Source organism: Mucilaginibacter xinganensis, assembly GCF_002257585.1.
Classification (GTDB): domain Bacteria; phylum Bacteroidota; class Bacteroidia; order Sphingobacteriales; family Sphingobacteriaceae; genus Mucilaginibacter; species Mucilaginibacter xinganensis.
This window is the reverse complement of record NZ_CP022743.1, coordinates 4155820-4179019: the sequence shown is the minus strand read 5'-3', so window position 1 is coordinate 4179019 and position 23200 is coordinate 4155820. Positions and strand designations below refer to the sequence as shown.

The window sequence follows — 23200 nt, the reverse complement described above, 5'->3', positions numbered from 1 at the left end:
GATTTTTAACGAATTTTCATCCATTCTTCAAATTATGCCAAAATTTTTCAGATGTAACCACGCGTCCATTCTCCGCGTCATCAATCCCTTCACTTATGTGCTGTTTTTGTGACGCAGATAAATTATCAAACCAATCGTTTTCAGATTTTGTATTTCTGATACTATCTAAAACTGTGAGCATATTTGAATCAGAAAGCTGTTCTATCCAGGCTATCAGATTTGATTTAGTCTCTTTTATTTCAGCTACAGACATAAAACTTTTTAAGTAAATTTAATAATTCTATTTCAAATAAACCCCATCCTCTTCGCCGGTTTCATCCAAAACAACTTCAACATGTTCTTTCAGTACGGTTGAAAGGGCAATGCCCGCGTAATCAGTGGTCATGGGGAACTTTTTGTGGTTGCGGTCTATCAACACAGCGGTACGCAGTTTTTTTAGGGGCACATCCCGAAAAACACCAAAACCGTAGGCGAGGGTTTTGCCGCTGTTCAATACATCATCCACTAAAATAACTACCTTATTGCTGCAGTCCTGCACATCAAAATCAATAATAGCTTTAAGGCTGGTGCTTTGTTTGTCCAGCTCAATACCTATCATTTTGCTTTTAAACGGTGCAATATCATCCAGTACGCTTTTTATCCTTTTGGCAATTTTATCGCCGCTGGGCAAAATACCTGCAATCAGGATCTCTTCTTCATCAAAATTATCTTCCAGGATCTGGTAAGCAATCCGGTCTATCTTCTGCTGGATCTGCTGCTGGTTCAATATAAGGAGGTGTTTATCTGGCATTGCTTTATGGTTGTATAGCTGTAGTGCTGTATTGTCGATTTCTAATATTTTTCGGTCCGATTTATAGAAGTAAAATTAACCATTTAACAATACAACCCTATAACAATTCATCTATTATTACTTAATATAGGGCACATAAACAAAATTTGCCCCTTCCGGCACCACCACAAATACGCACATGTAATCGTGCGGGTTTTTGTAGCTGCTAATAAAGCGCTCCTTCAGGATCTCTTTGATCACGCCTTTTTCTACAAACTCTTCAAGGGTAGATGCATGGATACTCCACTCGGTGTTCAGGTCAAAACGATCCAGGATCAGTTCGCCTAAACTTATCTCGTGCTGGTGTGCTACAAATATAGGGTAGCTGGAAAGCCCCTCCACCATAATTTCAACAGCTACCTCGCGGATAGACTCATTGAAAAATTTCAAATCTTTCTCCAAACTCAGCAGCGGACTCTCCTTTTTAGGTCCGTCCGGGTTATTTCTATCTTCATTTAAAAGTTCTTCCGGTTCCATATTATTTGTCTGAACCATGATTTACATGATTCGTGGATTTCTTGATTAAATAATTTACCTATTGAAATTTTTCCTGCCATGGTCTATTGTCTATGGTCCATGGACTAACGAATAGCTATGAACCATCACCATGAACTACCTCAACACCAGCAACACCACGTTCTCCACATGCTGCGTATGCGGGAACATATCAACCGGCTGGATTTTTACCGTGTCGTATTTCTCCTTCAATACCAGCAAGTCGCGGGCCTGGGTAGCTGCATTGCAGCTTACATAAACAATTTTTGGCGCTTCAATTTCCATCAGTCGGGCAACCACATCGGGATGCATCCCCGCGCGCGGCGGATCGGTAATGATCACATCCGGTTTACCATGTTCGGCCACGAAATCAGCTACCAGTACATCTTTCATATCCCCGGCAAAAAATTTGGTGTTGGTGATATTATTTATGGCCGAATTGATTTTTGCGTCTTCTATAGCCGACGGTACATATTCAACGCCTATCACTTCACGTACGCTTCCCGCAATAAAATTGGCAATGGTGCCGGCGCCGGTATAAAGGTCATATACCAGTTCATCACCTGTAAAGCCGGCAAAGTCGCGGGTTATTTCATAAAGCTTTAAAGCCTGGATAGAGTTGGTTTGGTAAAATGATTTCGGCCCGATGCGGAATTTTATGCCGTTCATCTCCTCGTGAATATATTCCGGCCCCTTAAAGGCAATAACATCCTGGTCAAAAATAGTATCATTCTTTTTTTGGTTGATGATGTACAGCAGGGAAGTGATCTCCGGAAAATTGCTGTCGATATAGCTCATCAGCTTCTTTACCTGCTCTTCATCTGTATAGGCAAAAACTACGATCACCATCACCTCGCCGGTTGATGAGGTGCGTACGATCAAATTGCGTAATTCGCCTTCATGGCCTTTCAGATCGTAAAATGTATAACCTTCACGGATCACAAACTCACGGATACTGTTGCGCAGCGTGTTTGATGGCTCGGCCTGCAGCCAGCAATGGTTTACATCCAGGATCTTATCAAACCTGCCCGGGATATGAAAGCCCAGGGCATTCATATTTAGTTCTTCGTTGTCGCGGCTCTCACCGTCATACAGCCAGCGTTTGTTGCTGAAGGTATATTCCAGCTTGTTTCGGTAATATTTATCAGCAGGCGAGGGCACAATGGCGTCCATGCCGGTTACATCAATTTTAGCCAGCCGGGTAAGCGCATCCGCTACCGATTTCTGCTTGAACTTTAGCTGCGCTTCGTACGTCATGTGCTGCCATTTACAGCCGCCGCAGGTGCCAAAATGTTCGCAAAAAGGTTGGGTGCGATATGCCGATGCTTGTTTTAATTCGGTTATTTTACCTTCGCCAAAGCTCTTTTTACTTTTATAAACCTGTACGTCAACAATATCGCCGGGTACGGCTTTGTCAACAAAAAGCACGAAATCATCGGCTTTGCCTACACCCTTGCCTTCTTCGGCAATGTCAATAATGGTAACGTCTTCAAAAAACTTCTTTTTAGCAACTTGATTCATGAGGCTGCAAAGGTAGGAAATGTTGACAGAAGTTGTAAATGTTGTAGTTTTTGAAAGGTTGTAAAGTTGAAATGTTGGTACGGAATGCGTTTTTAGCCCTCTTTACGACTTGCCGAAGAGAGGGCAGGTTGAGCGAAGCAATGACCGGGTGAGTAAATCTGCGCGCGATATTCACGCCAATTCATTCACGCGAATTCATTCACGTCAATGCATGGCGCATAATTTACTCACCCGGCGACACTTCGTTGGCCGACCTCTCTTCGCCTGCGGCGGAAAGAGGTGGGGGAACTTTCTCACCTGAAAAGGTCCAATGCACCGACGTAGTTATCGCCCTGCGATAACATCACCCAGAAGTCCGTGTGCTCACAGACTTCTTTAGAACAGGTCTGCATAAATATCCAATTAATTTGAGCAAAATGAATTATGGTTGACGGTAGATCCACCGTCAACAGGGAAGAGAAAAAGAGCGCAATCAAATAAACATATTCAATATTATCTGCCAAAAATCATCTGGCTCAACAGTGGTTATGTCAAATTGCGCATCAATCATGTCTGAAAATTCAATAAGCTCCCGACTCATGGTAAAAATGCTTTAATATTACAAATTACGATAATTATATACCAAAAACCAAATTGGTATTATGTAAAATATGTTAAATAATTATAAATTTTCAGTGGCTGATTTGCCGTCAACCGGTATGATTGATTTTAGCTTGTAAAACAAGGTCCCTGCACCTATGCAAACACAGTTGCACAGCATTAGGTAAAAAAGTTCATCTGCGTTAGAAAATATATCTGAAAACACAGCCCTGAATGAACCTGCCGTTAATAAAATTCCGGTTATAAATATCAAGGGTTTCCATAACCGTTCATAATCACAGAGGTTTACAATAGCTTTTATTATTAACATAAATAGCAGCCAGGTTAATAATGAGAATATTAGTTGAACCAGCATCAACAGGCAACAGATCGAAATGGACTCGGGCACATCAACCGCATTTATTAAATGCGAACCTTTCATTGTTGAGGTAACAATTAAAAATAATACAGGAGCAACAACTACGCTGGTGAGCCAAATGTTTAAACTGTAAGTCAGGGAATTGCATTTCATAAATTAATTGATTTTTTTAAAGTGACAAGGTTTAGGGCGGGCAGAACGCTCTCTGCCCTGGATTTTTTACTGCCTGTCCCAATTAATCTTGCGCGAGAAATACATCAGCATCCCCACAATTATAAATAAGGCCACGCTGCCAATTATCAATGCAAAATCTTCCAGCTGAATGATCACAAAAATGAAAACATAAAACACCGATAAAATAAAACCGAACAGCAGGGCCGCGTTCAGGTTTTTAAGCAGGGAGCCAATAAACGTGGTAATTAGCCCTACGGTCGCGACGGAGGCCACCAGGTAAGCCGGGTTAAAACCAATCTGCTCAGAAAACGAGAGCAAAAGCGAATAATAAATGATCATAGCCGCGCCTATCAGCAGGTAATTAAATACATGAACCTTTTGCTTGCGAATGATCTCAGTAAGAAAAAGGGAAATGAACGTCAGCATTATGATCAGTAAGGCATACTTGCTGGTGCGCGTGGTTTTTTGATACTGATCAACCGGTAAGCGCAGCTTTACGCCAAATGATGCATCGGCTTCTTTTTTATCATCGCTTAATAAAGTATCGTTGCCCACCCATTGCTGGGGGTAGGGCCGGTTGTAGTAGAGCATGCGCCATTTTGCCGAGAAGCCACCGCTACCTACCACGCGGGTGTCGGGCAAATACCGGCCGTCAAAACTTGGACTACTCCAGTTTCCTTTTGCTTCCACATCGGTTGTTTTGCCAAGATGTAAAAAGCTTAATTCCTGGCTGCCTTTTAAATCCAGCGTAAAATCAAAAGGGATTTCGCCCGTTTTGGCTGTTAAATTAACATTTGCCTGCAAGCCGCTGCTGAATGGCGAGTGGCTGTCAAAAATAGGCTCTGCCTGTGGTGATTGCCCCGCAGCACTTATTACAGGATTGGTTTTCAACCCTTTCAAATCAGAAATGCTAAATGCAATGCGGGCTTTTTCAGGGAGCAGCTGATCCGGGAGCAAATTTAGCGCGGTCAGATCGGCCGGTGCAAAGTTCCCCGATACCTTTACAATGGTATTGTAAACCACTACGTCAAATATTCCGCGATGAAGGACTGCTGTCTTTAACTCCGCTTTAATATGCAGGTTGTCAGGCAGTACATATAAATTCTCCATCACATCTTTCTCCGCCTCTTTCTGCGAGTTGTCCATGTATTTAACATGTTTTTTGTACGGGATAGTTAATACCGGCCCGCGGATCAGCTGACTGGCCGACCATTTGTCCGACACATCCCGCATCATTTCGTCCTGGCGCGTTGCCCGCTCTCTGATCAGGTTCTCTACCAGCGAGGATGGGATCAGGAGTACCAGCACAAGTATGCCGATAAAGGCCAGTTTCACTGTTATTGATTCCTTTAACCAGTGCATAAAGCCACGTTTTTCTTCAGGTTGTTCTGTCATGATCTTTTGTTTTAAAGTACTTTGTATTTCAAAGTAAATAGATAAAAAAATAGTTCTTATTGCTCAATAATTTGTTTTTGCTTTGCCCCGGCCACAATAAGGTAAAGGTTTAAAGCCAAAAGCCCCATCAGCCCCAGGTAAGAGATCTTTTCAGGTAAGGTGCCCCTAAATCCTTCATTGATCCCGTTGTAGGTTACCCACAAAATGAACAGGATATTGCCACTGATGGCGGCAAAACGCATCAAAAAAGTTAAACTTTTGTTTTTCATACGGCCTGGTTTTTGTAATAGAAATTTATTTAGTTTTCTGCTGTTTAATTAATTGCTCCAACGCGTCCAGGTGCATCCGGAATGCTTTTTTTCCTTTCTCTGTAGATTCATAAGTGGTGTTAGGCTTACGTCCTAAAAATGATTTATGCACCAAAATATATTCCTCTTTCTCCAGCGCTTTCAGGTGCGAGGCCAGGTTGCCGTCAGTAGTGTCCAGTAGTTCTTTAAGCGAGTTAAAGTCATACCGGTCATTCACCATCAGCACACTCATGATTTGTAACCTTAGGCGGTTCTCAAATGCTTTATCAAGTTTATCAAAGGGGACTTTCACCTGTCGTATTTAAAGTACATCATGCTGCCGTAAACAATATGCAGCACACCAAAACCAATGGCCCAAAATAGCAAACCGTACCCGGGTAAGCAAGCAGCGATAAGGCCTAAAATTATTTCACAAAGGCCAAGGTATTTAACCATGGTGAAAGTGAAATTGCTGGCGCTTACTAAGGCTAAACCGTAAAAGATTAATGATGAGGGTGAAACGATTCCGTAGTAACCGCGAAAAAGGAATATTAGAATTAGTATCCCCCCCGATACTAAAGGAGTTGCCATATGAAAAAGCAGCGAACGACTTGTACTGCTCCAAACACGCTGACCTTTTTGTCTTGCTTTTTTACGTGTTAACATTATGCCACTAATTAGCGATGCTATTAGTACAAATAAGCCGATCGAGGATAGTGTTAGTAAAAGTGAATTAATATCACCATCCCAAAATTCTGTAGTTGATGGGTCACGATGAATGTAGGGGTCAATAGGGATTGAATTATCGTAAAGAATGAAATAAGCGAGTGATGCACCAATCAGCGCATAAACACCTGCCAGGATCCCCGAGAGGCCGCTAAGGGAGATGAATTTGGAGGATCGCTCCATCAGGTTACGGATGGAGGCCAGCTCATCCTGAATTTCGTTTTCTTTCACTTAAAAGTACTTTGTTATTCAAAGTAAACGATAATAGTTGGATTGTGCAAATATTATTTCGGATTTATAGGATCGAAAAATCGAATTTCTGATTTTACCGCCATTGTTGGTGTTGTCACTATTGGTGTCCGTAAGAATCAAAACATGATAAATTAACCCTTTGTCATCCTGAACGCAGTGAAGGATCTTATCCAACTGATAAGTCGTCGCCATACTTGTCCTGCGCTCATGTCCCGCATAGAAGATCCTTCGCTTTCGCTCAGGATGACAAATTCATTCTTCCGAACACCCCGGGTGTTGACACCAACACCAGGTTGATGATCAGTTGGCCATGAAGCCTTGAAATGATAGCCTCACTATTAAAGTCTCTGATTTCACCACTTACTCAACTTTCACTATTTCAACTAAATTTTTTTTACAATTCAGCAAAATATTATACTTTTATAATACTAACAACGCCTTGTCCGATAGCTATCGCCCCCAAAATGAATTTGAACACAAAACCTGCTTTATCAGTTAATATAATTGCAACCTGCCTGCTGGCGCTAACCGTGCTGGTGTCATGCGGCAAAAAACCACAAATTAAGCCGGATAAGCCGGGAAAAACAGACACGACCACGCATGTAGATCCGCCGGCAACATTAACTGCCCAGGTATCTACCCTTACCGGTGCTAACGTAAGTTTTACACCTCCTTTTAAGGCGATAACAAACATTGTGATTGATAAAGCAGGAAATGCTTATGTTTCTGATTTTATTACCAATACAATAGATAAGATCACCCCGGATGGAACGGTATCTGTTTTTGCAGGCGGCGGCGATCTGTACAAGCCCGACGGAACCGGTACCAAAGCGTCTTTCCTTAATCCTGCGGGTATGGCCTTTGATTCAAAGGGCAACCTGATTGTTGCCGACAGGAACAATTATACCATTCGTAAAATTACCCCTGACGGAGTGGTTACCACCATTGCGGGGCAGCAATTGGTGCACGGCCAGGCAGACGGGCCTGCAGCACAGGCTACTTTTTATTTTCCATATTATGTTGCTGTTGATGTAGCTGACAATATTTACATTACGGACAACAACCGCCTCATTCGCAAGCTGTCAAATAAGGGTATCGTAAGCACCATAGCCGGGGGTGATTCAGAGGGTTATGCGGATGGTGTGGGCACTAAAGCCCTGTTCAATTATCCGCTTGGTATTGTGCTTGACCCGGCAGGGAATATTTTTGTAGCCGATGCAGGGAATGGGCGGGTAAGAAAAATTACACCATCCGGAACGGTAACAACCTTTGCAGGCGGCAAAACAGGATCAAAAAACGGCGTTGGCTCAGCGGCGGAGCTAACCGGTGCGTGTGGTATTACCATTGATAAAGCAAATAATTTATTCGTTGCCACGGGATGGTACAACCAAATCAGGAAAATTACGCCGGCAGCAGTTGTTACTACGGTAGCGGGTACCGGCCAAAAAGGTACAGACAACGGCCCGGGGGCAGTGGCGACATTCGCGTATGCGATGGATCTTGCCTTTGATCAGTCGGGAACCTTATATGTAGTTGATGCCGACGGATATGATGTGCGGAAGGTAACGCCTGCCGGCATAACCAGCACCTTTACCGGCAATTCACCCGTGCCGGTAAACGGGTTGCCAGGCGTGGCAACGTTTTACAAGCCAACCGGTGTTGTTATAGGTGCCGATGGCTATATTTACGTAGCCGACGCTGGTAATAACATCATCCGTAAAGTTTCGGCAGATGGCGTGGTAAGCACCTATGCCGGTAGTGGCGCGGCTGCTTTACGCGATGGAACACTTGCAGCGGCTGCATTTAATAATCCAACCGGCATAGCCGCCGACCAGGCGGGCAATTTATTTGTAGCCGACTCTGCCAACAACGTTATTCGCACCATCAGCAACAGTGGCAGTGTGGGCAGTATTACACTTTTTGTTAGTTCAAACGGAGCTTCCGGTCCGTTAAATTATCCTGTTGGGGTAGCAGTTGATGCAAAAGGAAGTGTTTTTTACAGCAATACTGCCTATAACACCATCTGCAAAATCGCTGGAACAGACATAAGCACATTTTCGGTAGGCAATAACCCCGGGGTTACTAACGGGATGTTTTTTTACAAACCATTTGGCGTTGCCGCCGATGTTAAAGGAAATATCTATGTAGCAGATGCGGGTAACCACCGCATTTGTAAGCTAAATGCGGATGGCCTGGAAACTACGCTTGCCGGCGTGGCTACGGCAGGAAACAGCCCTGTTGCCGGTACTGCAGACGGAACGGGCATTACTGCTTATTTCAACAACCCTAAAGGCCTGGCCGCCGACACCGCCGGGAATATTTATGTAGCTGATACCCGGAATAATAAGATCAGGAAAATTACACCCAAAGGCGTAGTTACTACTATAGCCGGCACAGGTGCCGCAGGAATAAACAACGGAACAGGAAGTAATGCTACATTTAATTCGCCGTCGGGCATTGCGGTTAACGCAAGCGGTACAATAATTTATGTTGCGGATACCGGTAATAATTTAATCAGGAAGATCACATTTAAGTAACAAAAGACAAAGCATCGGTAAATCTGCTGATCCCAAAAATTGCGGGTCAGAACAATTCCGAAATCGAAATTCGGGCTTCCGAAATCCTTTAAATAGTAATTGCTGCCTTAACCAAATAGGGGAGGATCTCTTTTTGAAAAGAAACAAAGTTTTTGCGCACATCGCTGTCACTTACCGAGGTAAAGGCAAAACTGAATACGATGCTTTTGCTGCACTTTATTAAAAAACGCAGGCGTTGCAGGTAATTCTCCTGTTTGCGCAGATCGGGCAGCTGTGAAAAAACGCTCACCAGCATTTCTTCCAGTTCGTTTGAAAGGTTTTTCAGGAAATCCTGTGAGTTGGTTGATTCCCGAATAAAATCCCAGCCGATAAACTCATTACACACGGTGTAGCTAAGGCGGCAGGTTTTCATGATCAGGATATTTAAATGAGCTTCCTCGTCCATCCCGGGGGTATCATGATGGATCAGGTCGTCAACGCTCAGCTTTATATAATCCATCAGCAGGGAGTGCAGAACGTCCTCTTTGCTGTTAAAGTACTTATAGATAGTGGCTTTGGCAATTTTTGCCTTTTTAGCAATTTCGTTTACACTGGTCTTATGGTAACCGAACTTTCGGAACAACTCCTGCGCGGCGCGCTTAATGCTTTCTTTTATTTTATCGGGTTCCATGTCAGTTACCTGCAAATATCTCAAAATAACCGGCATTTACTGCATACCGGTTGCGGAATGTGGCTACAAAGGCTCCTGAAATTGCTATATCACTAATTTGATACATATATTTCAAAAGAATTGGTAGTAACATAGTAGGATCGCAGCGACTTGGTTGCGGGCGCTTTTACCGGCAGCCCGTCCGATAACGAAAATTTCGATCCGCTGCAGGGGTCGGTAGCGGTAAAGCCCGATTCATCGACGGTTACAGCACACTTTTTTTGCGGCTGATAGCTACTGCACCGGTCGTAAGCAACATATCGCCTGTCGGGCGTACGGTACAGGATCAGCCCTGCAACACCATAACCCGTTATTACCACGTAGCCTCCGCTGGCATTTAACGCAGCTAAACGCGGATCTGTTAATGATGCCTGAAAGTTTACCGGAACGCTTGGTACAACGTCGCCGCTTTTACCGCAGGAAAGAAACGCTAACGGGATAATTAATAACAGTAATAATTTCTTCATACTATATGATATCTGACTGGAATTGCTTCAAAAAACGGACATCGTTTTCAGAGAATAAACGCAGATCACGGATAACATATTTTAAGTTGGCAATTCTTTCTATCCCCATACCAAATGCAAAGCCGGTAAATTTCGCGCTGTCAATACCGCAGTTTTCCAGAACGTTCGGATCAACCATGCCGCAGCCCAGGATCTCCACCCAGCCGGTGTATTTGCACATGTTGCAGCCGCTTCCGCCGCAAATGGTGCAGGAGATATCCATTTCGGCGGATGGCTCGGTGAACGGGAAATAGGAAGGGCGGAAACGCACCTTTGTACCATCGCCGTAAAGTTCCTGTACAAAATGATAAAGGGTTTGTTTAAGGTCAGAGAAAGAAACATTCTCATCAATATACAAACCTTCCACCTGGTGAAAAAAGCAATGCGCACGCGCCGAAATGGCTTCGTTCCGGTAAACCCGGCCCGGCATAATGGCGCGGAAAGGCGGCTTGCCATTCTCCATCATCCTAACCTGTACTGACGAGGTGTGGGTGCGCAGGGCAATATCATCCTTGCCATGGTTCTTTTTAATAAAGAAGGTATCCTGCATATCCCTTGCCGGGTGTTCTTCCGGAAAGTTCAGTGCCGAGAAGTTATGCCAGTCGTCCTCAATTTCCGGGCCTTCAGCAACCACAAACCCCAATCGTTTAAATATATCAATGATCTCGGTGCGGATGAGCGACAGCGGATGGCGTGAGCCCACAGCAAAACCATCGCCGGGAAGCGTTAGGTCAATGTCGGATTTTGTATTTACAACATCAGATTTAAGGCTTTCCTGCAGGCCGGTGTATTTGGCTTCGGCCAGTTGTTTAAACTGGTTAAGCACTTTACCAAACGTGCGCTTTTCCTCGGCCCCTACAGTTTTAAACTGTTCAAAAAGGTCTTTAATAATTCCTTTGGTGCCTAAAAATTTGATACGGAATGTTTCCAGTTCCTCCGCATTGGCAGGTAAAAAAGCGTTAATCTCGGCGGTATATTGATCTATTTGGGCTTGCATTATAGTATTTTTCTTAAAAATTCCTCGGCGTTAAGCACTGGGATGTCAAACTTTTTGTAATGTTTTATATTTCGGCTAACAATCAAATCGCATTTGTTTTCTTTTGCAATGTGATATTGGATGCTATCTTCAAAATCTGCCTGATTGGCAATAATTGCTGAATTGATATGGCTTGCTTCAAAAGGAACAACGTTAATCAAATCCATTATATATTTAATTGAGGTTATAGCAACGCTTTTGTTCAAATTTTTTGAAATAATATAATGAACGTTTGCTAAAATCAATGTAGATGTATTTAACTCAATTATTTTTTTTATGTCATCTGTAAGCAGCGTCCTGCTGTAAATGAAAAAAGGTTCTCTGTTAAGTAATAAATCTAAAAGTATGTCACTGTCAACAAAAGCTTTTTTATAAATCATACTTTTCTTTTAAATACTCATATTTGGCATCCCAAACATTAATATCATCTGGCACTTTCCCTTTTAATATTCCACTGAGTGCTTTTATTTTGTCTGAGACTTCTATCTGTCTTAGTTTTTTAACAAAAGGGTCTTCCTCATCAATTTCGTCTTTTTTTGTTATATCGGCCAAAAAGTCTGAAACAATTTTTGAAATACTCGTTTGATGTTTATAAGCATATCTCTTTGCTTTTGCAATTCTATCAGGTTCGATACTCAATGTTAACTTTGCCATAATAATAACTCTATACGTACAAATATAACAAACTCATACGTGTTATTTTATCACCCCCAACTCTTTTCCAACTTTGGTGAATGCTGCAATAGCTTTATCCAGGTGCTTGGGTTCATGCGCTGCGGAAATCTGCACCCTGATCCGCGCCTTACCTTGCGGAACTACCGGGTAGTAAAAACCAATCACATAAATACCTTCGTCTAGCATTTTAGCGGCAAATTCCTGTGCCAGCTTGGCCTCGTACAACATCACCGGCACAATAGGATGTACACCCGGTTTAATATCAAAACCAGCTTCGGTCATTTTTTGGCGGAAGTATTGGGTATTGGTTTCCAATTTATCGCGCAGGTCGGTAGTTTCGCTCAGCATATCCAGCACGGCTATTGATGCGCCGGTAATTGATGGTGCTAATGTATTTGAAAACAAATACGGCCTCGAACGCTGGCGAAGCATGTCAATAATCTCTTTACGGCCTGATGTAAACCCGCCTGATGCACCGCCCAAAGCTTTTCCAAGCGTGCCGGTAATAATGTCTATCTTACCCATTACACCCTTATGCTCATGGGTACCTCTTCCGGTTTTACCCATAAAACCCGAGCAGTGGCTCTCGTCAATCATCACCAAAGCATTATATTGTTCGGCTAAGGCACAAATTTTATCCAGCTGCGCAATGGTCCCGTCCATGCTGAAAGCGCCATCGGTAACAATAATACGGTGGCGGCAGCCGGCGGTAATTTTAAGCTTTTCTTCCAGGTCGGCCATATCGTCGTGCTTGTAGCGCTGGCGCTGGGCCTTGCACAAACGTACCCCGTCTATAATGGAGGCATGGTTCAGTTCGTCAGATATGATAGCGTCCTGCTCATTAAACAGGGGTTCAAAAACACCGCCGTTGGCATCAAATGCAGCGGCATATAAAATGGTATCCTCAGTTCCTAAAAACTCAGCTATCTTTTTCTCCAATGTTTTATGGATATCCTGGGTGCCGCAAATAAACCGCACGGACGAAAGGCCATAGCCATGGGTATCCATAGCCGCTTTTGCAGCCTCAATAACTTTAGCGTTATTTGAAAGGCCCAGGTAGTTGTTGGCGCAAAAATTTATTACTTCTTTACCGCCCTGTACGGTGATATCGGCACCCTGCGGCGATGTGATGATGCGTTCCCGTTTATATAAACCGGCATTTTCAATATCGGCAAGTTCCTGTTGTAAAACCGGCTGTAGTGTGTTGTACATAATGTGTCAGTTATTATTGGGTGCAAAATTACAATTTTGATTTCGGATGTCAGATGTTCGTTTTGGGATTTTTAACCCCTCATATTAGTTAATTATTTGGATGGTGCTGATTTTGATTGCCTGTGCTATGATTCACCTTTCGGACTTCCCGAAAAATTCTTATTTTTGCAGCTCATTTCACACCGTTTGCAGCGGTATTGATGAATTTTATGGAAAAATATAATACACTCCTGTACTATTGTTATTCAACAATAGCAGATGCGGAGCAATTTGCTGCCGATCATTTAAAATTTTGTAAAAGTTTAGGCTTAGCCGGGCGCATTATTGTGGCGGAAGAGGGCTTGAATGGTACTGTTTCAGGCACGCCCGAAGCCTGTAAAACGTATATGGATACTCTGCATGCCGATCCGCGGTTTGCAGATATCGATTTTAAGGGTGATGAGGTGGATACGCCGTCGTTCGTGAAGATGCATGTACGGTACAAATCAGAGATCGTACACTCAGGCCTGCGCGATCCGAACATTATTAACCCGCAACAAAAAACAGGCAAATACCTGGAGCCAAATGAGTTTTTGGCGATGAAGAATGCCGAAGACGTAGTGATCCTGGATGTGCGCTCAAACTACGAGCATAACCTGGGCAAATTTAAAAATGCCATTACGCTTGATATTGAAAATTTCAGGGATTTCCCGGCAATGATCAATGAACTGGCGCAATACAAAGATAAAAAAGTGGTAACCTACTGTACCGGTGGTATCAAATGTGAAAAAGCATCGGCACTATTGTTGCATGAAGGTTTTACGGATGTTTATCAGCTGCATGGCGGTATTATAAAATACGGTAAAGAGGCTGGCGGCGAAGACTTTGAAGGTAAGTGTTATGTTTTTGATAACCGCCTTTCGGTTGATGTGAACAGCATTAACCCGGTAGTGATCTCAACCTGTTATAACTGTGGGAAAACCACACCAAAAATGATCAATTGCGCCAACCCCGAGTGCAATGAGCATTTTACCCAGTGCGATGAGTGCGGCGAAAAGATGGATGGCTGCTGCAGTGATGCCTGCAAGGAACATCCGCGCAAAAGGGTTTACGATGGTACAGGGTATTACGTAAAAATTCCGCAGCCGGTAAATGTTGCGAAGAAAGCTAAAGTTCAATTGGCAGAATAAACTGTGTTAATTTCCTATCTTCACATCGTCATTGCTTTGTTCCCCGTAATGACGCATGGCTAATTTACCTTCATGTAATTCTATGCGTAAAGCACTGCTGGTTTTTATTTCAATATTTATAAATGTCGTAAGTGTTACTGCTGCCGATATTAAAAGTATTGGCGTTCCTTACGTACAAAATTATACCAAGGCACTTTATCAGTCGGGCAATCAAAACTGGTCAATTACCCGCGACGAGCACGGCATTATGTATTTTGGCAATTCCGAGGGCCTTTTAACCTTCGATGGTAAATACTGGCAGTCGTACCCTATGCCTAACGGTCTTATCGTGCGCTCGGTAGCTGCTGATGGAAAAGGCAAGGTGTACTCGGGCGGCTTCGGCGAATTTGGCTATTGGGAAACCACCAGGAACGGATCGCTCAAATATTATTCCCTCACCAAGCTGGTCCCACAAAAATACCGGCCCGTTAACGAAGAGATCTGGAAGATCTATGTTGATAACGGGCAGGTGATCTTTCAGTCATTCGGCTCCATTTATGTTTACAGTCAGGGCAGGATCACAGTGATAAAAGGCTTAAACCCTTTCCTCTTTTTATATAAAACCGGCGGCAGGTATTTTGTGGAAGAGGTGAATAAGGGCCTGTTTGAACTAAAGAACAACAAGCTTGAATATATTGAGGGCAGCGATAAAATGGGTAACAGCGGCGTATTGTCTATGTTGTCCCTGCCCGGTAATAAATTTTTGATCGGGACGGCGCGCAACGGCTTATTCATGTACGCCAATAAACAAATAAAGGAATGGAACAGCCAGGCCGGCGATTTTTTGAAAACTTATCAGCTTAACAACGGCGTATTGCTTTTAGGTAAGTATATTGCCTATGGCACTATTTTAAATGGCGTAATTATAATTGATACGGCAGGCAATGTGGTGCAGCACATCAATAAATCAAGCGGGTTGCAAAACAACACCGTGTTGAGTTTATTTGTTGATAAGGAACACAACCTGTGGACCGGTCTTGACAATGGGATTGATCGCGTTGAAATCAACTCGCCGCTTTATTTTTATTTTGATAAAAGCGGCCGTTTCGGTACCGTTTACTCCAGCATCATTTTTAACAACAAGATCTACTTAGGAACCAACCAGGGGCTTTTTTACAGCGATTGGGTTTCAAACGGTAATAAAAGGCTGTTCCAGTCATTTGATTTTAAGCTGATTCCCGGGTCGCAGGGGCAGGTTTGGGAGCTCTCCCTGCAGGATGGCCGCCTGCTGTGCGGGCATAATACGGGTACTTTCCAGGTTAATAGCAGCACTATCTCAAAAATAACGGGTATAAGTGGCGGCTGGACAATAAAAAAACTCAACGCAAACCAACTGATTCAGGGCACTTACACGGGGCTGGTGGTTTATAAGAAGGATAATGCCGGCAATTGGGTGTTCGATTATAAAGTGGATGGCTTCGGCGAACCCTCACGTTACGTGGAGCAGGACAATAAAGGGCAGATTTGGGTGAGCCATGCATACAAAGGTATTTACAAGGTGGCGCTAACAGCCGACCTGAAAAAGGCCGCTTCCATTAAATATTACGATAAAAGATCAGGGTTGCCGGGTAGCTACAATATCAACGTTTTCAACCTGGATAACCGCATGGTGTTCTCGTCCGATTCCGGCTTTTATGTTTACGATGATATTAGCGACCGGTTTTCAAAGTACCAGCAGTTGAATAAAATGCTGGGTACCTTTGCATCATCAAACAAAATAATTCCGGCGCTGGGCAAAAGATATTGGTTTATTAACCATGGCAGGGTAGCCCTGGCCGATTTGTCCACCCCGGGTAGGCTGAGTATTGATTCGAACCGTTTTAACATCCTCGATGGCCGGATGGTTAAGGATTATGAGAACATCAGCCGCATCAACAGCTCTATCTCCCTTATAAGTGTTGACGACGGCTTTGTGATTTTGAATGATGAAGATGCCTTACAGCAAACGCACACCAAACTGCCAAACGTGCTGGTGCGCCGCATTGAGAATATAACCGACCGCATTACCCCAATTACGGATCATGGCGACCAGGGTGATATTGAGATCCCTTACGCGCAAAACAATATCCGCATCTCTTACTCGCTGCCATTTTACAGGCAGGAGAAAGTTAAATTCCAGTATTACTTGGAAGGATATTCAAAGCAATGGAGTGATTGGAGCACACAAACCCAAAAGGAGTTTACCAATCTTAACCAGGGAACCTACACTTTTAAAGTAAGGGCTAAAATAAACGAAGAGAACATTTCGCCGGTTACCACACTCGTCTTCACCATTCTTTCGCCATGGTACACCAGCAAAATAGCTGTATTTTTTTACTTGCTGCTGGTGCTTTTAGCTTACTTTTTAGCTGTTAAATATTACCGGCTCAAGTTAAAACGACATCAGAACCATATTCACGAAAAACTGCAGCGGGAAAAAGAAGAGTTTTTGAAGCAGGAAGCACTGGTTAACGAGCAGGAAATAGTAAAGATAAAAAACGAACAGCTGCAGGCCGACCTGGCTGGCAAAAGCCGCGAACTGGCCAACTCAGCCATGAACATTGTTTATAAGAATGAGTTGCTGCAAAAAATAAGCGATGAGATAGCGCACCTTAAAGACAATTCAGGCAAGCCACTGGCAGATGAGCAGCTGCGCCGCATCCAAAAGGTTATTGACGAAGGTATGAACGATGAGCGCGACTGGAACATATTTGAAAGCAGCTTTAACGAAGCGCACGAAAACTTCTTTAAAAAATTAAAGTCGGGACATCCGGATCTTGTACCAAATGATCTGAAACTTTGCGCTTACCTGCGTATGAATATGAGCAGTAAAGAAATGGCATCTTTATTAAATATTTCCTTACGCGGTGTCGAAATCCGGCGATATCGCCTGCGTAAAAAGCTCAATTTGGAGCATGATAAGAATCTTGTCGAGTTTCTCATTGAGCTGTAACACTACATCATTACCTCTCATACCTTATTTAAAACGAAGTAGCAACTTACTTTACAGTGTAGTATGTATTTATTACACTAAGTAAAATATAAACAACTGATTTGTAAATAGTTGTAACTTTTGTAAAAATTAATTGAGCAAGTATATGTGGCAGTGATGTAATAATGTAGAGTTATATTTTTTGTTAAAATAGTATTATCTCATCAACTTCGACCTACAAAAAAAACCAATTTTTATCCTACTTTCTTAAATTTTAATTAACCACTATGAAGAGAATTTTTACAATCTCAGGGTTAGTATTGTTATGTTTCCTATTTATGAATGCTGCAATTGCACAAAGCATTACCGTAAAGGGTAAGGTTACAGATGCAAAAACAGGCGAAACACTTATTGGTGTCAGCGTTGCAGTAACCGGAACATCTACAGGTACTCAAACCGACGTTAATGGCGCGTTTGCGATTAACGCTCCATCGAACGCAACTTTAAAGGTATCCTACATCGGTTATGCCACATTACAAGTTGCTATAAACGGACAGTCAGCAATTGACATCAAACTACAACCGAGCACTAACGAACTGCAACAGGTTGTGGTGATTGGATACGGTACTCAGCGAAAGCTTGATAATACAGGTTCAGTTTCGTCTGTTAAAGGTGTTGAAATTTCCAAACAGGCCTCAACAAACGCATTGAGTTCATTGCAAGGCAAAGTGTCTGGAGTTAACATCACAAATAATGGTTCGCCGGGTTCATCTCCTCAAATCAGCATCCGTGGTTTGGGAACCATTTTTGGTAATGTAAGCCCGCTATTTGTTGTTGATGGCACCTGGTATAGTGATATTAGTTTTTTAAATAACAATGATATTGAAAACATTACTATACTAAAAGATGCTTCAAGTACGGCTATTTATGGTGTACGTGCAGCGAATGGTGTTGTACTTGTTACCACAAAACATGGGGTAAAAGGAAAGCCGGTAATCACTTATAACGGATATGTAGGCTTTCAGGCAGCTACAAACCAGGTGAAAATGGCCAATGCTACCGAATATGCTACGGCTGTTAACGAGTTAATAAATTATAGTAATAAAGGCGTTGCTGCTGCCGATGCTAAACCGCCATTATTTGATAATCCGGCAAGTTTTGGAAAAGGAACTGACTGGTATGGACAGATCCTTAGGAACGCTTTGGTAACCAATCACCAGGTTTCATTAAGCGGCGGTAGTGATAAAGTTACCTATAATTACTCTTTTGGCTATTTAGATCAGGACGGGCTTGTTCGCAATAATAACTACCAGCGTTACACCCTGCATTTTTCCAACGATTTTACACCGATTAAGGCACTAAAAGTGGGCTATAGTGCAAACGGTGTATTTAGTACATCTAAAGATATTCCGGGTGGTATTTTTCACCAGTTATATTCGGCTGCGCCAACATTACCGGTATTTTACAAGGACGGTGCTTACGGCGATCCAGCTGATTATGGCACAGGTAACGGTAACAACTTTAACCCGGAAGCTACATTAGACTTTAATAATGCCAAAACAATCACTCACCGTTTAACAGGAGACGTGCATGCCGAATTAGCAATATTAAAAAATTTAAAATTCAGAACCAGTTTCGGTGGTGATTTAGGCCAGGTTGAATCAAGGATCTACTCACCGGTTTATAAAGCAACGATAGCGCAGACCAGGACTATTTCAAACCTGGATATTACCCATAATGAAACCCGTAACTGGATTTGGGAAAATACGCTTACTTATGACTACAAGGTAAAAGATCACAAGTTAACCGCTTTGGTGGGCTATAGCGCTCAAAATAACCGGGTTTACCAAAATGAAGCAAAGGCAGATAACGTGCCGTACAGCTCAAGCGGTAATCTGCACACCTCATTTCCTGACGGTGCAAACGTTACTTTTATTCCTACAGCTGCTGATCAGTTGCACACCCGCACCTTATCGCAATTTGGGCGTGTTAACTATTCATTCAAGGATAAATATTTATTGAATGCTTCAATTCGTCGTGACGGAGCCTCTCAATTTTATCCAAATCCTTATGGTTGGTTCCCATCAATAGGTGGTGGTTGGGTAATTACCAATGAGGAATTTATGAAAGGGCAGCACATTTTTGATAATTTAAAACTGCGTGGAAGCTGGGGTAAAGTAGGTAACTCTGTAGTTCCTATCAATCCATCGATACAAACTGTTTCTGCCGATCCTTACCTTACAGCTATTTTTGGTAATCCACAGGTTCCAACCCAGGGCGGAAGCATAAACACCGTTGTTCCTCCATTTATAGTTTGGGAAAAAGGGGTATCAAGCGATTTTGGTATCGAGGGAGCGTTTTTAAACAACAGGTTATCGTTCGAAGCTGATTACTACAACAGGAGAACTGAAGATGCAATATTTGCAATTCCTATTCTTGCATCAGTAGGTACAAACAGCGGTTCAATTATAGGAAATCAGGCTACTATTCAAAACAGAGGTTTTGAGTTTGTGTTGAGCTGGAAAGACCAGCCTACCAAAGAGTTTTCATATTCATTTAGCGGTAATATAGGTGTAAACACTAACAAAGTGCTTGATGTGCAAAGTGGTAAAAATCCAATTTACAGTGGCGGAAATGGCATTGCTAATGGCAATTTAGCTACGCGTACTGTTGTTGGCGAGCCAATTGGCGAGTTTTACGGCTATAAAGTTACCGGTGTTTTTCAAACCGTTGCTGAGGTTGCAGCGTCTAACCAAAAGAATGCGCAGCCCGGGGATTTTATTTACCAGGATATGAATGGAGATCATTCAATTGATAGCCGTGACAGAACTGTACTTGGCAACCCTAATCCAAAGATTAGCTATGGTTTTAACACTGCATTTACTTACAAACAGTTTGATTTGGCAATAGACCTTCAGGGCGTTGCTGATGTAAGTGTTTATAATGCAAACATTGGTTTCCGTTTTGGTAATGAAAACTTCACCCAGGATTTTTATGATCATCGCTGGCATGGGGCGGGTACTTCTACAACATATCCGTCAACAAATGTAGGTTCTAATGACAATTCAAAACCAAACTCATTCTTTGTTGAAAGCGGAGCATATTTTCGTGTAAGAAATGCACAGTTAGGCTATACTTTACCGGGCAATTCACTTAGAAAATATGGCGTGCAAAGAATAAGGTTTTATGCCAATGCCCAAAACGCAATAAACATATTTGGGTATAAAGGTTTTACACCTGAAATTGGCGGTGGGGTAGGTAATTTGGGTATCGATTCAGAGGTTTACCCTTTGTTTGCTACTTACAATTTTGGTGTTAACGTTACTTTTTAATTTGAATAACGATGAAGAATAGTAAAAAAATATTGCAGAAGGCGCTTGGAATAAGCTTTCTTGTATCAATTACAATATTCCAGGGCTGTAAAAAGAGCTTTTTGGATGTAAACCCCGCGGGTAATCAGGCAGCTTCACAATTTTGGAAAACTCAGGATGATGCTACAAAGGCTGTTAGCGCTATGTATGCCAACCTGCACGAGTGGACAAATATTGCATTTGCACCTATTGCTGTCGAAAGCATGGGGTCTGACGATGTAGAAAAAGGAAGTACTGCCGTGGACGCAGCGTTTATGAACGACTTTCACAATTTTACAGCAAACTCAGGCGAAGGTCAGATCGCTGATTTTTGGGGTGGCGAATATAAAACCATCAACTTTGCCAACCAGGTTTTAGACAATGTACCCGGTATTAGCATGGATGCAACATTAAAAAACAGGTACTTGGCTGAAGCTAAATTTGTAAGGGCTTGGGCGTATTTTAGACTGGTAAGAGCTTTTGGCGATGTGCCGTTACGTTTGCACGTACCAAAGGGGGCTTCTGAATATAATATTCCGCGCACACCAAAGGCGCAGGTTTGGGCTGCAATTGAAACAGATTTAACCGATGCCGCTGCTGTATTGCCGCAATCATACGGAGCTGCTGATATAGGCCGTATTACTAAGGGAGCTGCGTTAACCTTGCACGCTAAAGTTGCTATGTATCAAAAGAAATGGAGTGATGTGCTTAACTTCACTAACCAGGTAATGGGCTTGGGTTACACACTGTTTCCTAACTATGAGCAGATGTTCAGAACCAGCAATAAAAACAATTCCGAATCAATTTTTGAAATTCAATGCGCGCTTGTTCCAAATAATCCTGATGCTTCAAACTCGCAGTATTCACAAGTACAGGGGGTTGATGGCTCCACAGGTGGCGGATGGGGCTTTAATGTACCCAGCGCGAGCCTTGTTGCTGCCTACGAAGCTGGCGATCCGCGAAAAGATGCGACCATAATTTTCAGGGGCGAAACAACTCCCGAGGGGGATGTTATCCCATCAAACGGAAATAGTAGTATGTACAACCAAAAATCATACGTGCCGTTTAGCCAGTATGTATCAGGCTACAATGAGGGCTGTCAACAAAACAAAATTGCATTACGCTACGCCGATGTATTGCTGATGAACGCTGAAGCTAATAATGAACTGGGCAGTTCGGCCGCTGCTTTGGTTCCATTGGAATTGGTTAGGGCGCGTGCAAGGTCAGGTAATGGTGCGGTTTTACCTAAAATAACTACTACCGACCAGGCAGCGTTGCGTACAGCAATTTATAACGAAAGAAGGGTAGAGTTGGCTTTAGAATTTGACCGTTACTTTGATGTAATCCGTCAGGGAAGAGGTGTGGAAGTTTTTGGTTCAAGAGGATTTACAGCAGGTAAGAACGAAGTTTGGCCTTTGCCGCAAAACGAAATTGATTTAAGTGCGGGAACTTTAGTTCAAAACCCTAACTATTAATTATCATAAAAATATAAAGAGATGAGAACAACAAAAAATATACTTATAGCAGGAGCCACGGCTGCTGCTGTAATTTTCACTATATCCTCATGTCAGAAAAGTTTTGATGCAAAAACATACGCGCCATCAAAACCACTGCCTAAAATTGAAGGGTTTTCAAACTCAAAGGATGTGGCTGCAGCGAATTTAGTTGCATACTGGCCATTTAACGGTTCGCTTACCGATAGTGTTTCGGCAACAAATGGTGTTGCAACTGGTACCAGCTTTACCACAGGTGTTATTGGCAAGGGCTTGCAGGGAGCAGATAATGGTTACGTGGTGAGCGATGTACCCGCAGCTGTTAAAAGCCTGCATGACTTTACGGTAAGTCTTTGGGTAAAGACGCCTCAAAACACAAATGCGCTGGGCGTTTTTGATATCGATAACGACCAGGCAGGCGGTGCAGGTTTTTGGGGGAGCCTCGCTATATTCTTTGATAACGGTGGTTCGGCTACAACCGGGATATTGAAAGTACACGCATTTAGCATTACAGGTAGCGAAGCCGGCAAAGACGCCTGGGAAGGTGGTTATACTGTTGACAATCCGTGGAACACTTGGATTAATATTATGGTAAGTTATAGCGACGCCAGTTCAACAGTTAGTGTATATTACAATGGCGCAGTTGCGGGGATTAATACAGTAAATGGTTTTGCTCCCCTTGATTGGTCAAAAGCCAAAAAAATGGTTTTTGGAACCTTACAGTTCCAAACTACGCCGTCACTTACCGCTAATACAGGCGCTCAACCATGGGCAGGTTATTTAACAGGGTCAATGGACCAGGTGCGAATTTATAATAAAGCGTTATCCACTTCAGAAATAAGGGGATTATACGGTTTAGAGAAAGCCGGAAGGTAAACAGTTGATTGATTGTGAGGTTGCCTGGGTAATCCGGGCAGCCTCTTTTT

21 protein-coding genes are annotated in these 23200 nt (G+C 42.8%); 6 read left to right on the top strand and 15 right to left on the bottom strand.

Going from position 1 to position 23200, the window contains the following annotated elements; translation table 11 throughout:
* Positions 1 to 16: 16 nt before the first annotated feature.
* The 9 genes from MuYL_RS18310 to MuYL_RS18270 all read right to left on the bottom strand — a co-directional run bounded on the left by MuYL_RS18310 (position 17) and on the right by MuYL_RS18270 (position 6616).
* Entirely contained in the window at positions 17 to 253 is a 237-nt protein-coding gene (locus MuYL_RS18310; RefSeq protein ID WP_094571932.1) for a hypothetical protein, read from the bottom strand.
* Between the two features lie 27 nt (positions 254 to 280).
* Positions 281 to 790, bottom strand: coding sequence for a phosphoribosyltransferase family protein (locus MuYL_RS18305; protein ID WP_094571931.1), 510 nt, complete (start codon positions 788 to 790; stop codon positions 281 to 283).
* Between the two features lie 117 nt (positions 791 to 907).
* On the bottom strand, positions 908 to 1306 hold the full coding sequence (locus MuYL_RS18300) for a hypothetical protein (protein WP_094573022.1): 399 nt from the start codon (positions 1304 to 1306) through the stop codon (positions 908 to 910).
* Between the two features lie 135 nt (positions 1307 to 1441).
* Positions 1442 to 2845, bottom strand: coding sequence for a 23S rRNA (uracil(1939)-C(5))-methyltransferase RlmD (gene rlmD / locus MuYL_RS18295; RefSeq protein ID WP_094571930.1), 1404 nt, complete (start codon positions 2843 to 2845; stop codon positions 1442 to 1444).
* Positions 2846 to 3506: 661 nt separating this feature from the next.
* Positions 3507 to 3956, bottom strand: a complete 450-nt coding sequence (locus MuYL_RS18290; protein WP_094571929.1) for a hypothetical protein — start codon at positions 3954 to 3956, stop codon at positions 3507 to 3509.
* Positions 3957 to 4022: 66 nt separating this feature from the next.
* Positions 4023 to 5372 (bottom strand): cell envelope integrity protein CreD, encoded by a 1350-nt coding sequence (gene creD, locus MuYL_RS18285; protein WP_094571928.1) that lies wholly within the window; start codon positions 5370 to 5372, stop codon positions 4023 to 4025.
* A gap of 56 nt (positions 5373 to 5428) precedes the next feature.
* Positions 5429 to 5641, bottom strand: coding sequence for a hypothetical protein (locus tag MuYL_RS18280; protein WP_094571927.1), 213 nt, complete (start codon positions 5639 to 5641; stop codon positions 5429 to 5431).
* Between the two features lie 25 nt (positions 5642 to 5666).
* The gene (locus tag MuYL_RS18275; protein ID WP_211710185.1) at positions 5667 to 5972 is read right to left on the bottom strand and encodes a winged helix-turn-helix domain-containing protein; all 306 of its coding nucleotides are present in this window, start codon (positions 5970 to 5972) and stop codon (positions 5667 to 5669) included.
* Positions 5969 to 6616: a hypothetical protein gene (locus tag MuYL_RS18270; RefSeq protein WP_094571926.1), complete on the bottom strand. Its 648-nt coding sequence runs from the start codon at positions 6614 to 6616 to the stop codon at positions 5969 to 5971. Before MuYL_RS18270 ends, MuYL_RS18275 begins: the two co-directional genes overlap by 4 nt.
* A gap of 485 nt (positions 6617 to 7101) precedes the next feature.
* Here MuYL_RS18270 and MuYL_RS18265 point away from each other — a divergent pair, with 485 nt between their 5' ends.
* Positions 7102 to 9174: an NHL domain-containing protein gene (locus MuYL_RS18265; RefSeq protein ID WP_170309768.1), complete on the top strand. Its 2073-nt coding sequence runs from the start codon at positions 7102 to 7104 to the stop codon at positions 9172 to 9174.
* An 88-nt stretch (positions 9175 to 9262) separates the two neighbouring features.
* Here MuYL_RS18265 and MuYL_RS18260 read toward each other — a convergent pair whose 3' ends face one another.
* The 6 genes from MuYL_RS18260 to kbl all read right to left on the bottom strand — a co-directional run bounded on the left by MuYL_RS18260 (position 9263) and on the right by kbl (position 13312).
* The gene (locus MuYL_RS18260) at positions 9263 to 9844 is read right to left on the bottom strand and encodes a TetR/AcrR family transcriptional regulator (RefSeq protein WP_094571924.1); all 582 of its coding nucleotides are present in this window, start codon (positions 9842 to 9844) and stop codon (positions 9263 to 9265) included.
* A gap of 92 nt (positions 9845 to 9936) precedes the next feature.
* Positions 9937 to 10350 carry a Rieske (2Fe-2S) protein gene (locus tag MuYL_RS18255; RefSeq protein WP_094571923.1) on the bottom strand — a complete coding sequence of 138 codons (414 nt, stop codon included), beginning with the start codon at positions 10348 to 10350 and terminating at the stop codon, positions 9937 to 9939.
* A gap of 1 nt (position 10351) precedes the next feature.
* The gene (gene pheS / locus MuYL_RS18250; protein WP_170309767.1) at positions 10352 to 11386 is read right to left on the bottom strand and encodes a phenylalanine--tRNA ligase subunit alpha; all 1035 of its coding nucleotides are present in this window, start codon (positions 11384 to 11386) and stop codon (positions 10352 to 10354) included.
* The gene (locus MuYL_RS18245) at positions 11386 to 11805 is read right to left on the bottom strand and encodes a type II toxin-antitoxin system VapC family toxin (protein ID WP_094571921.1); all 420 of its coding nucleotides are present in this window, start codon (positions 11803 to 11805) and stop codon (positions 11386 to 11388) included. The genes pheS and MuYL_RS18245 overlap by 1 nt, the downstream gene beginning before the upstream one ends.
* Positions 11795 to 12079 carry a DUF6364 family protein gene (locus MuYL_RS18240; protein ID WP_094571920.1) on the bottom strand — a complete coding sequence of 95 codons (285 nt, stop codon included), beginning with the start codon at positions 12077 to 12079 and terminating at the stop codon, positions 11795 to 11797. Before MuYL_RS18240 ends, MuYL_RS18245 begins: the two co-directional genes overlap by 11 nt.
* Before the next feature lie 42 nt (positions 12080 to 12121).
* Positions 12122 to 13312 (bottom strand): glycine C-acetyltransferase, encoded by a 1191-nt coding sequence (kbl, locus tag MuYL_RS18235; protein WP_094571919.1) that lies wholly within the window; start codon positions 13310 to 13312, stop codon positions 12122 to 12124.
* Positions 13313 to 13521: 209 nt separating this feature from the next.
* On the opposite strand from kbl, the gene trhO reads away from it, so the two are divergent.
* The 5 genes from trhO (at position 13522) to MuYL_RS18210 (ending at position 23150) form a co-directional block, all read left to right on the top strand.
* Positions 13522 to 14481 carry an oxygen-dependent tRNA uridine(34) hydroxylase TrhO gene (gene trhO, locus MuYL_RS18230; RefSeq protein ID WP_094571918.1) on the top strand — a complete coding sequence of 320 codons (960 nt, stop codon included), beginning with the start codon at positions 13522 to 13524 and terminating at the stop codon, positions 14479 to 14481.
* 82 nt (positions 14482 to 14563) lie between these two features.
* Positions 14564 to 17452, top strand: a complete 2889-nt coding sequence (locus MuYL_RS18225; protein ID WP_094571917.1) for a triple tyrosine motif-containing protein — start codon at positions 14564 to 14566, stop codon at positions 17450 to 17452.
* A 266-nt stretch (positions 17453 to 17718) separates the two neighbouring features.
* Positions 17719 to 20763: a SusC/RagA family TonB-linked outer membrane protein gene (locus tag MuYL_RS18220; RefSeq protein ID WP_094571916.1), complete on the top strand. Its 3045-nt coding sequence runs from the start codon at positions 17719 to 17721 to the stop codon at positions 20761 to 20763.
* A gap of 11 nt (positions 20764 to 20774) precedes the next feature.
* Complete coding sequence (locus MuYL_RS18215) at positions 20775 to 22256, top strand: RagB/SusD family nutrient uptake outer membrane protein (protein ID WP_094571915.1); 1482 nt, start codon at positions 20775 to 20777, stop codon at positions 22254 to 22256.
* 21 nt (positions 22257 to 22277) lie between these two features.
* Positions 22278 to 23150, top strand: a complete 873-nt coding sequence (locus MuYL_RS18210) for a LamG domain-containing protein (RefSeq protein ID WP_094571914.1) — start codon at positions 22278 to 22280, stop codon at positions 23148 to 23150.
* Positions 23151 to 23200 lie beyond the last annotated feature (50 nt).

Bases quoted from the DNA above. Each gene is read 5' to 3' on its own strand.
- MuYL_RS18220 (WP_094571916.1), top strand. From the start codon at position 17,719: ATGAAGAGAATTTTTACAATCTCAGGGTTAGTATTGTTATGTTTCCTA.
- MuYL_RS18265 (WP_170309768.1), top strand. From the start codon at position 7,102: ATGAATTTGAACACAAAACCTGCTTTATCAGTTAATATAATTGCAACC.
- MuYL_RS18310 (WP_094571932.1), bottom strand. From the start codon at position 253: ATGTCTGTAGCTGAAATAAAAGAGACTAAATCAAATCTGATAGCCTGG.
- MuYL_RS18240 (WP_094571920.1), bottom strand. From the start codon at position 12,079: ATGGCAAAGTTAACATTGAGTATCGAACCTGATAGAATTGCAAAAGCA.
- MuYL_RS18290 (WP_094571929.1), bottom strand. From the start codon at position 3,956: ATGAAATGCAATTCCCTGACTTACAGTTTAAACATTTGGCTCACCAGC.
- MuYL_RS18255 (WP_094571923.1), bottom strand. From the start codon at position 10,350: ATGAAGAAATTATTACTGTTATTAATTATCCCGTTAGCGTTTCTTTCC.
- creD (WP_094571928.1), bottom strand. From the start codon at position 5,372: ATGACAGAACAACCTGAAGAAAAACGTGGCTTTATGCACTGGTTAAAG.
- rlmD (WP_094571930.1), bottom strand. From the start codon at position 2,845: ATGAATCAAGTTGCTAAAAAGAAGTTTTTTGAAGACGTTACCATTATT.
- trhO (WP_094571918.1), top strand. From the start codon at position 13,522: ATGGAAAAATATAATACACTCCTGTACTATTGTTATTCAACAATAGCA.
- MuYL_RS18280 (WP_094571927.1), bottom strand. From the start codon at position 5,641: ATGAAAAACAAAAGTTTAACTTTTTTGATGCGTTTTGCCGCCATCAGT.
- MuYL_RS18305 (WP_094571931.1), bottom strand. From the start codon at position 790: ATGCCAGATAAACACCTCCTTATATTGAACCAGCAGCAGATCCAGCAG.
- MuYL_RS18260 (WP_094571924.1), bottom strand. From the start codon at position 9,844: ATGGAACCCGATAAAATAAAAGAAAGCATTAAGCGCGCCGCGCAGGAG.
- MuYL_RS18210 (WP_094571914.1), top strand. From the start codon at position 22,278: ATGAGAACAACAAAAAATATACTTATAGCAGGAGCCACGGCTGCTGCT.
- MuYL_RS18300 (WP_094573022.1), bottom strand. From the start codon at position 1,306: ATGGAACCGGAAGAACTTTTAAATGAAGATAGAAATAACCCGGACGGA.
- pheS (WP_170309767.1), bottom strand. From the start codon at position 11,386: ATGCAAGCCCAAATAGATCAATATACCGCCGAGATTAACGCTTTTTTA.
- MuYL_RS18215 (WP_094571915.1), top strand. From the start codon at position 20,775: ATGAAGAATAGTAAAAAAATATTGCAGAAGGCGCTTGGAATAAGCTTT.
- MuYL_RS18245 (WP_094571921.1), bottom strand. From the start codon at position 11,805: ATGATTTATAAAAAAGCTTTTGTTGACAGTGACATACTTTTAGATTTA.
- kbl (WP_094571919.1), bottom strand. From the start codon at position 13,312: ATGTACAACACACTACAGCCGGTTTTACAACAGGAACTTGCCGATATT.
- MuYL_RS18225 (WP_094571917.1), top strand. From the start codon at position 14,564: ATGCGTAAAGCACTGCTGGTTTTTATTTCAATATTTATAAATGTCGTA.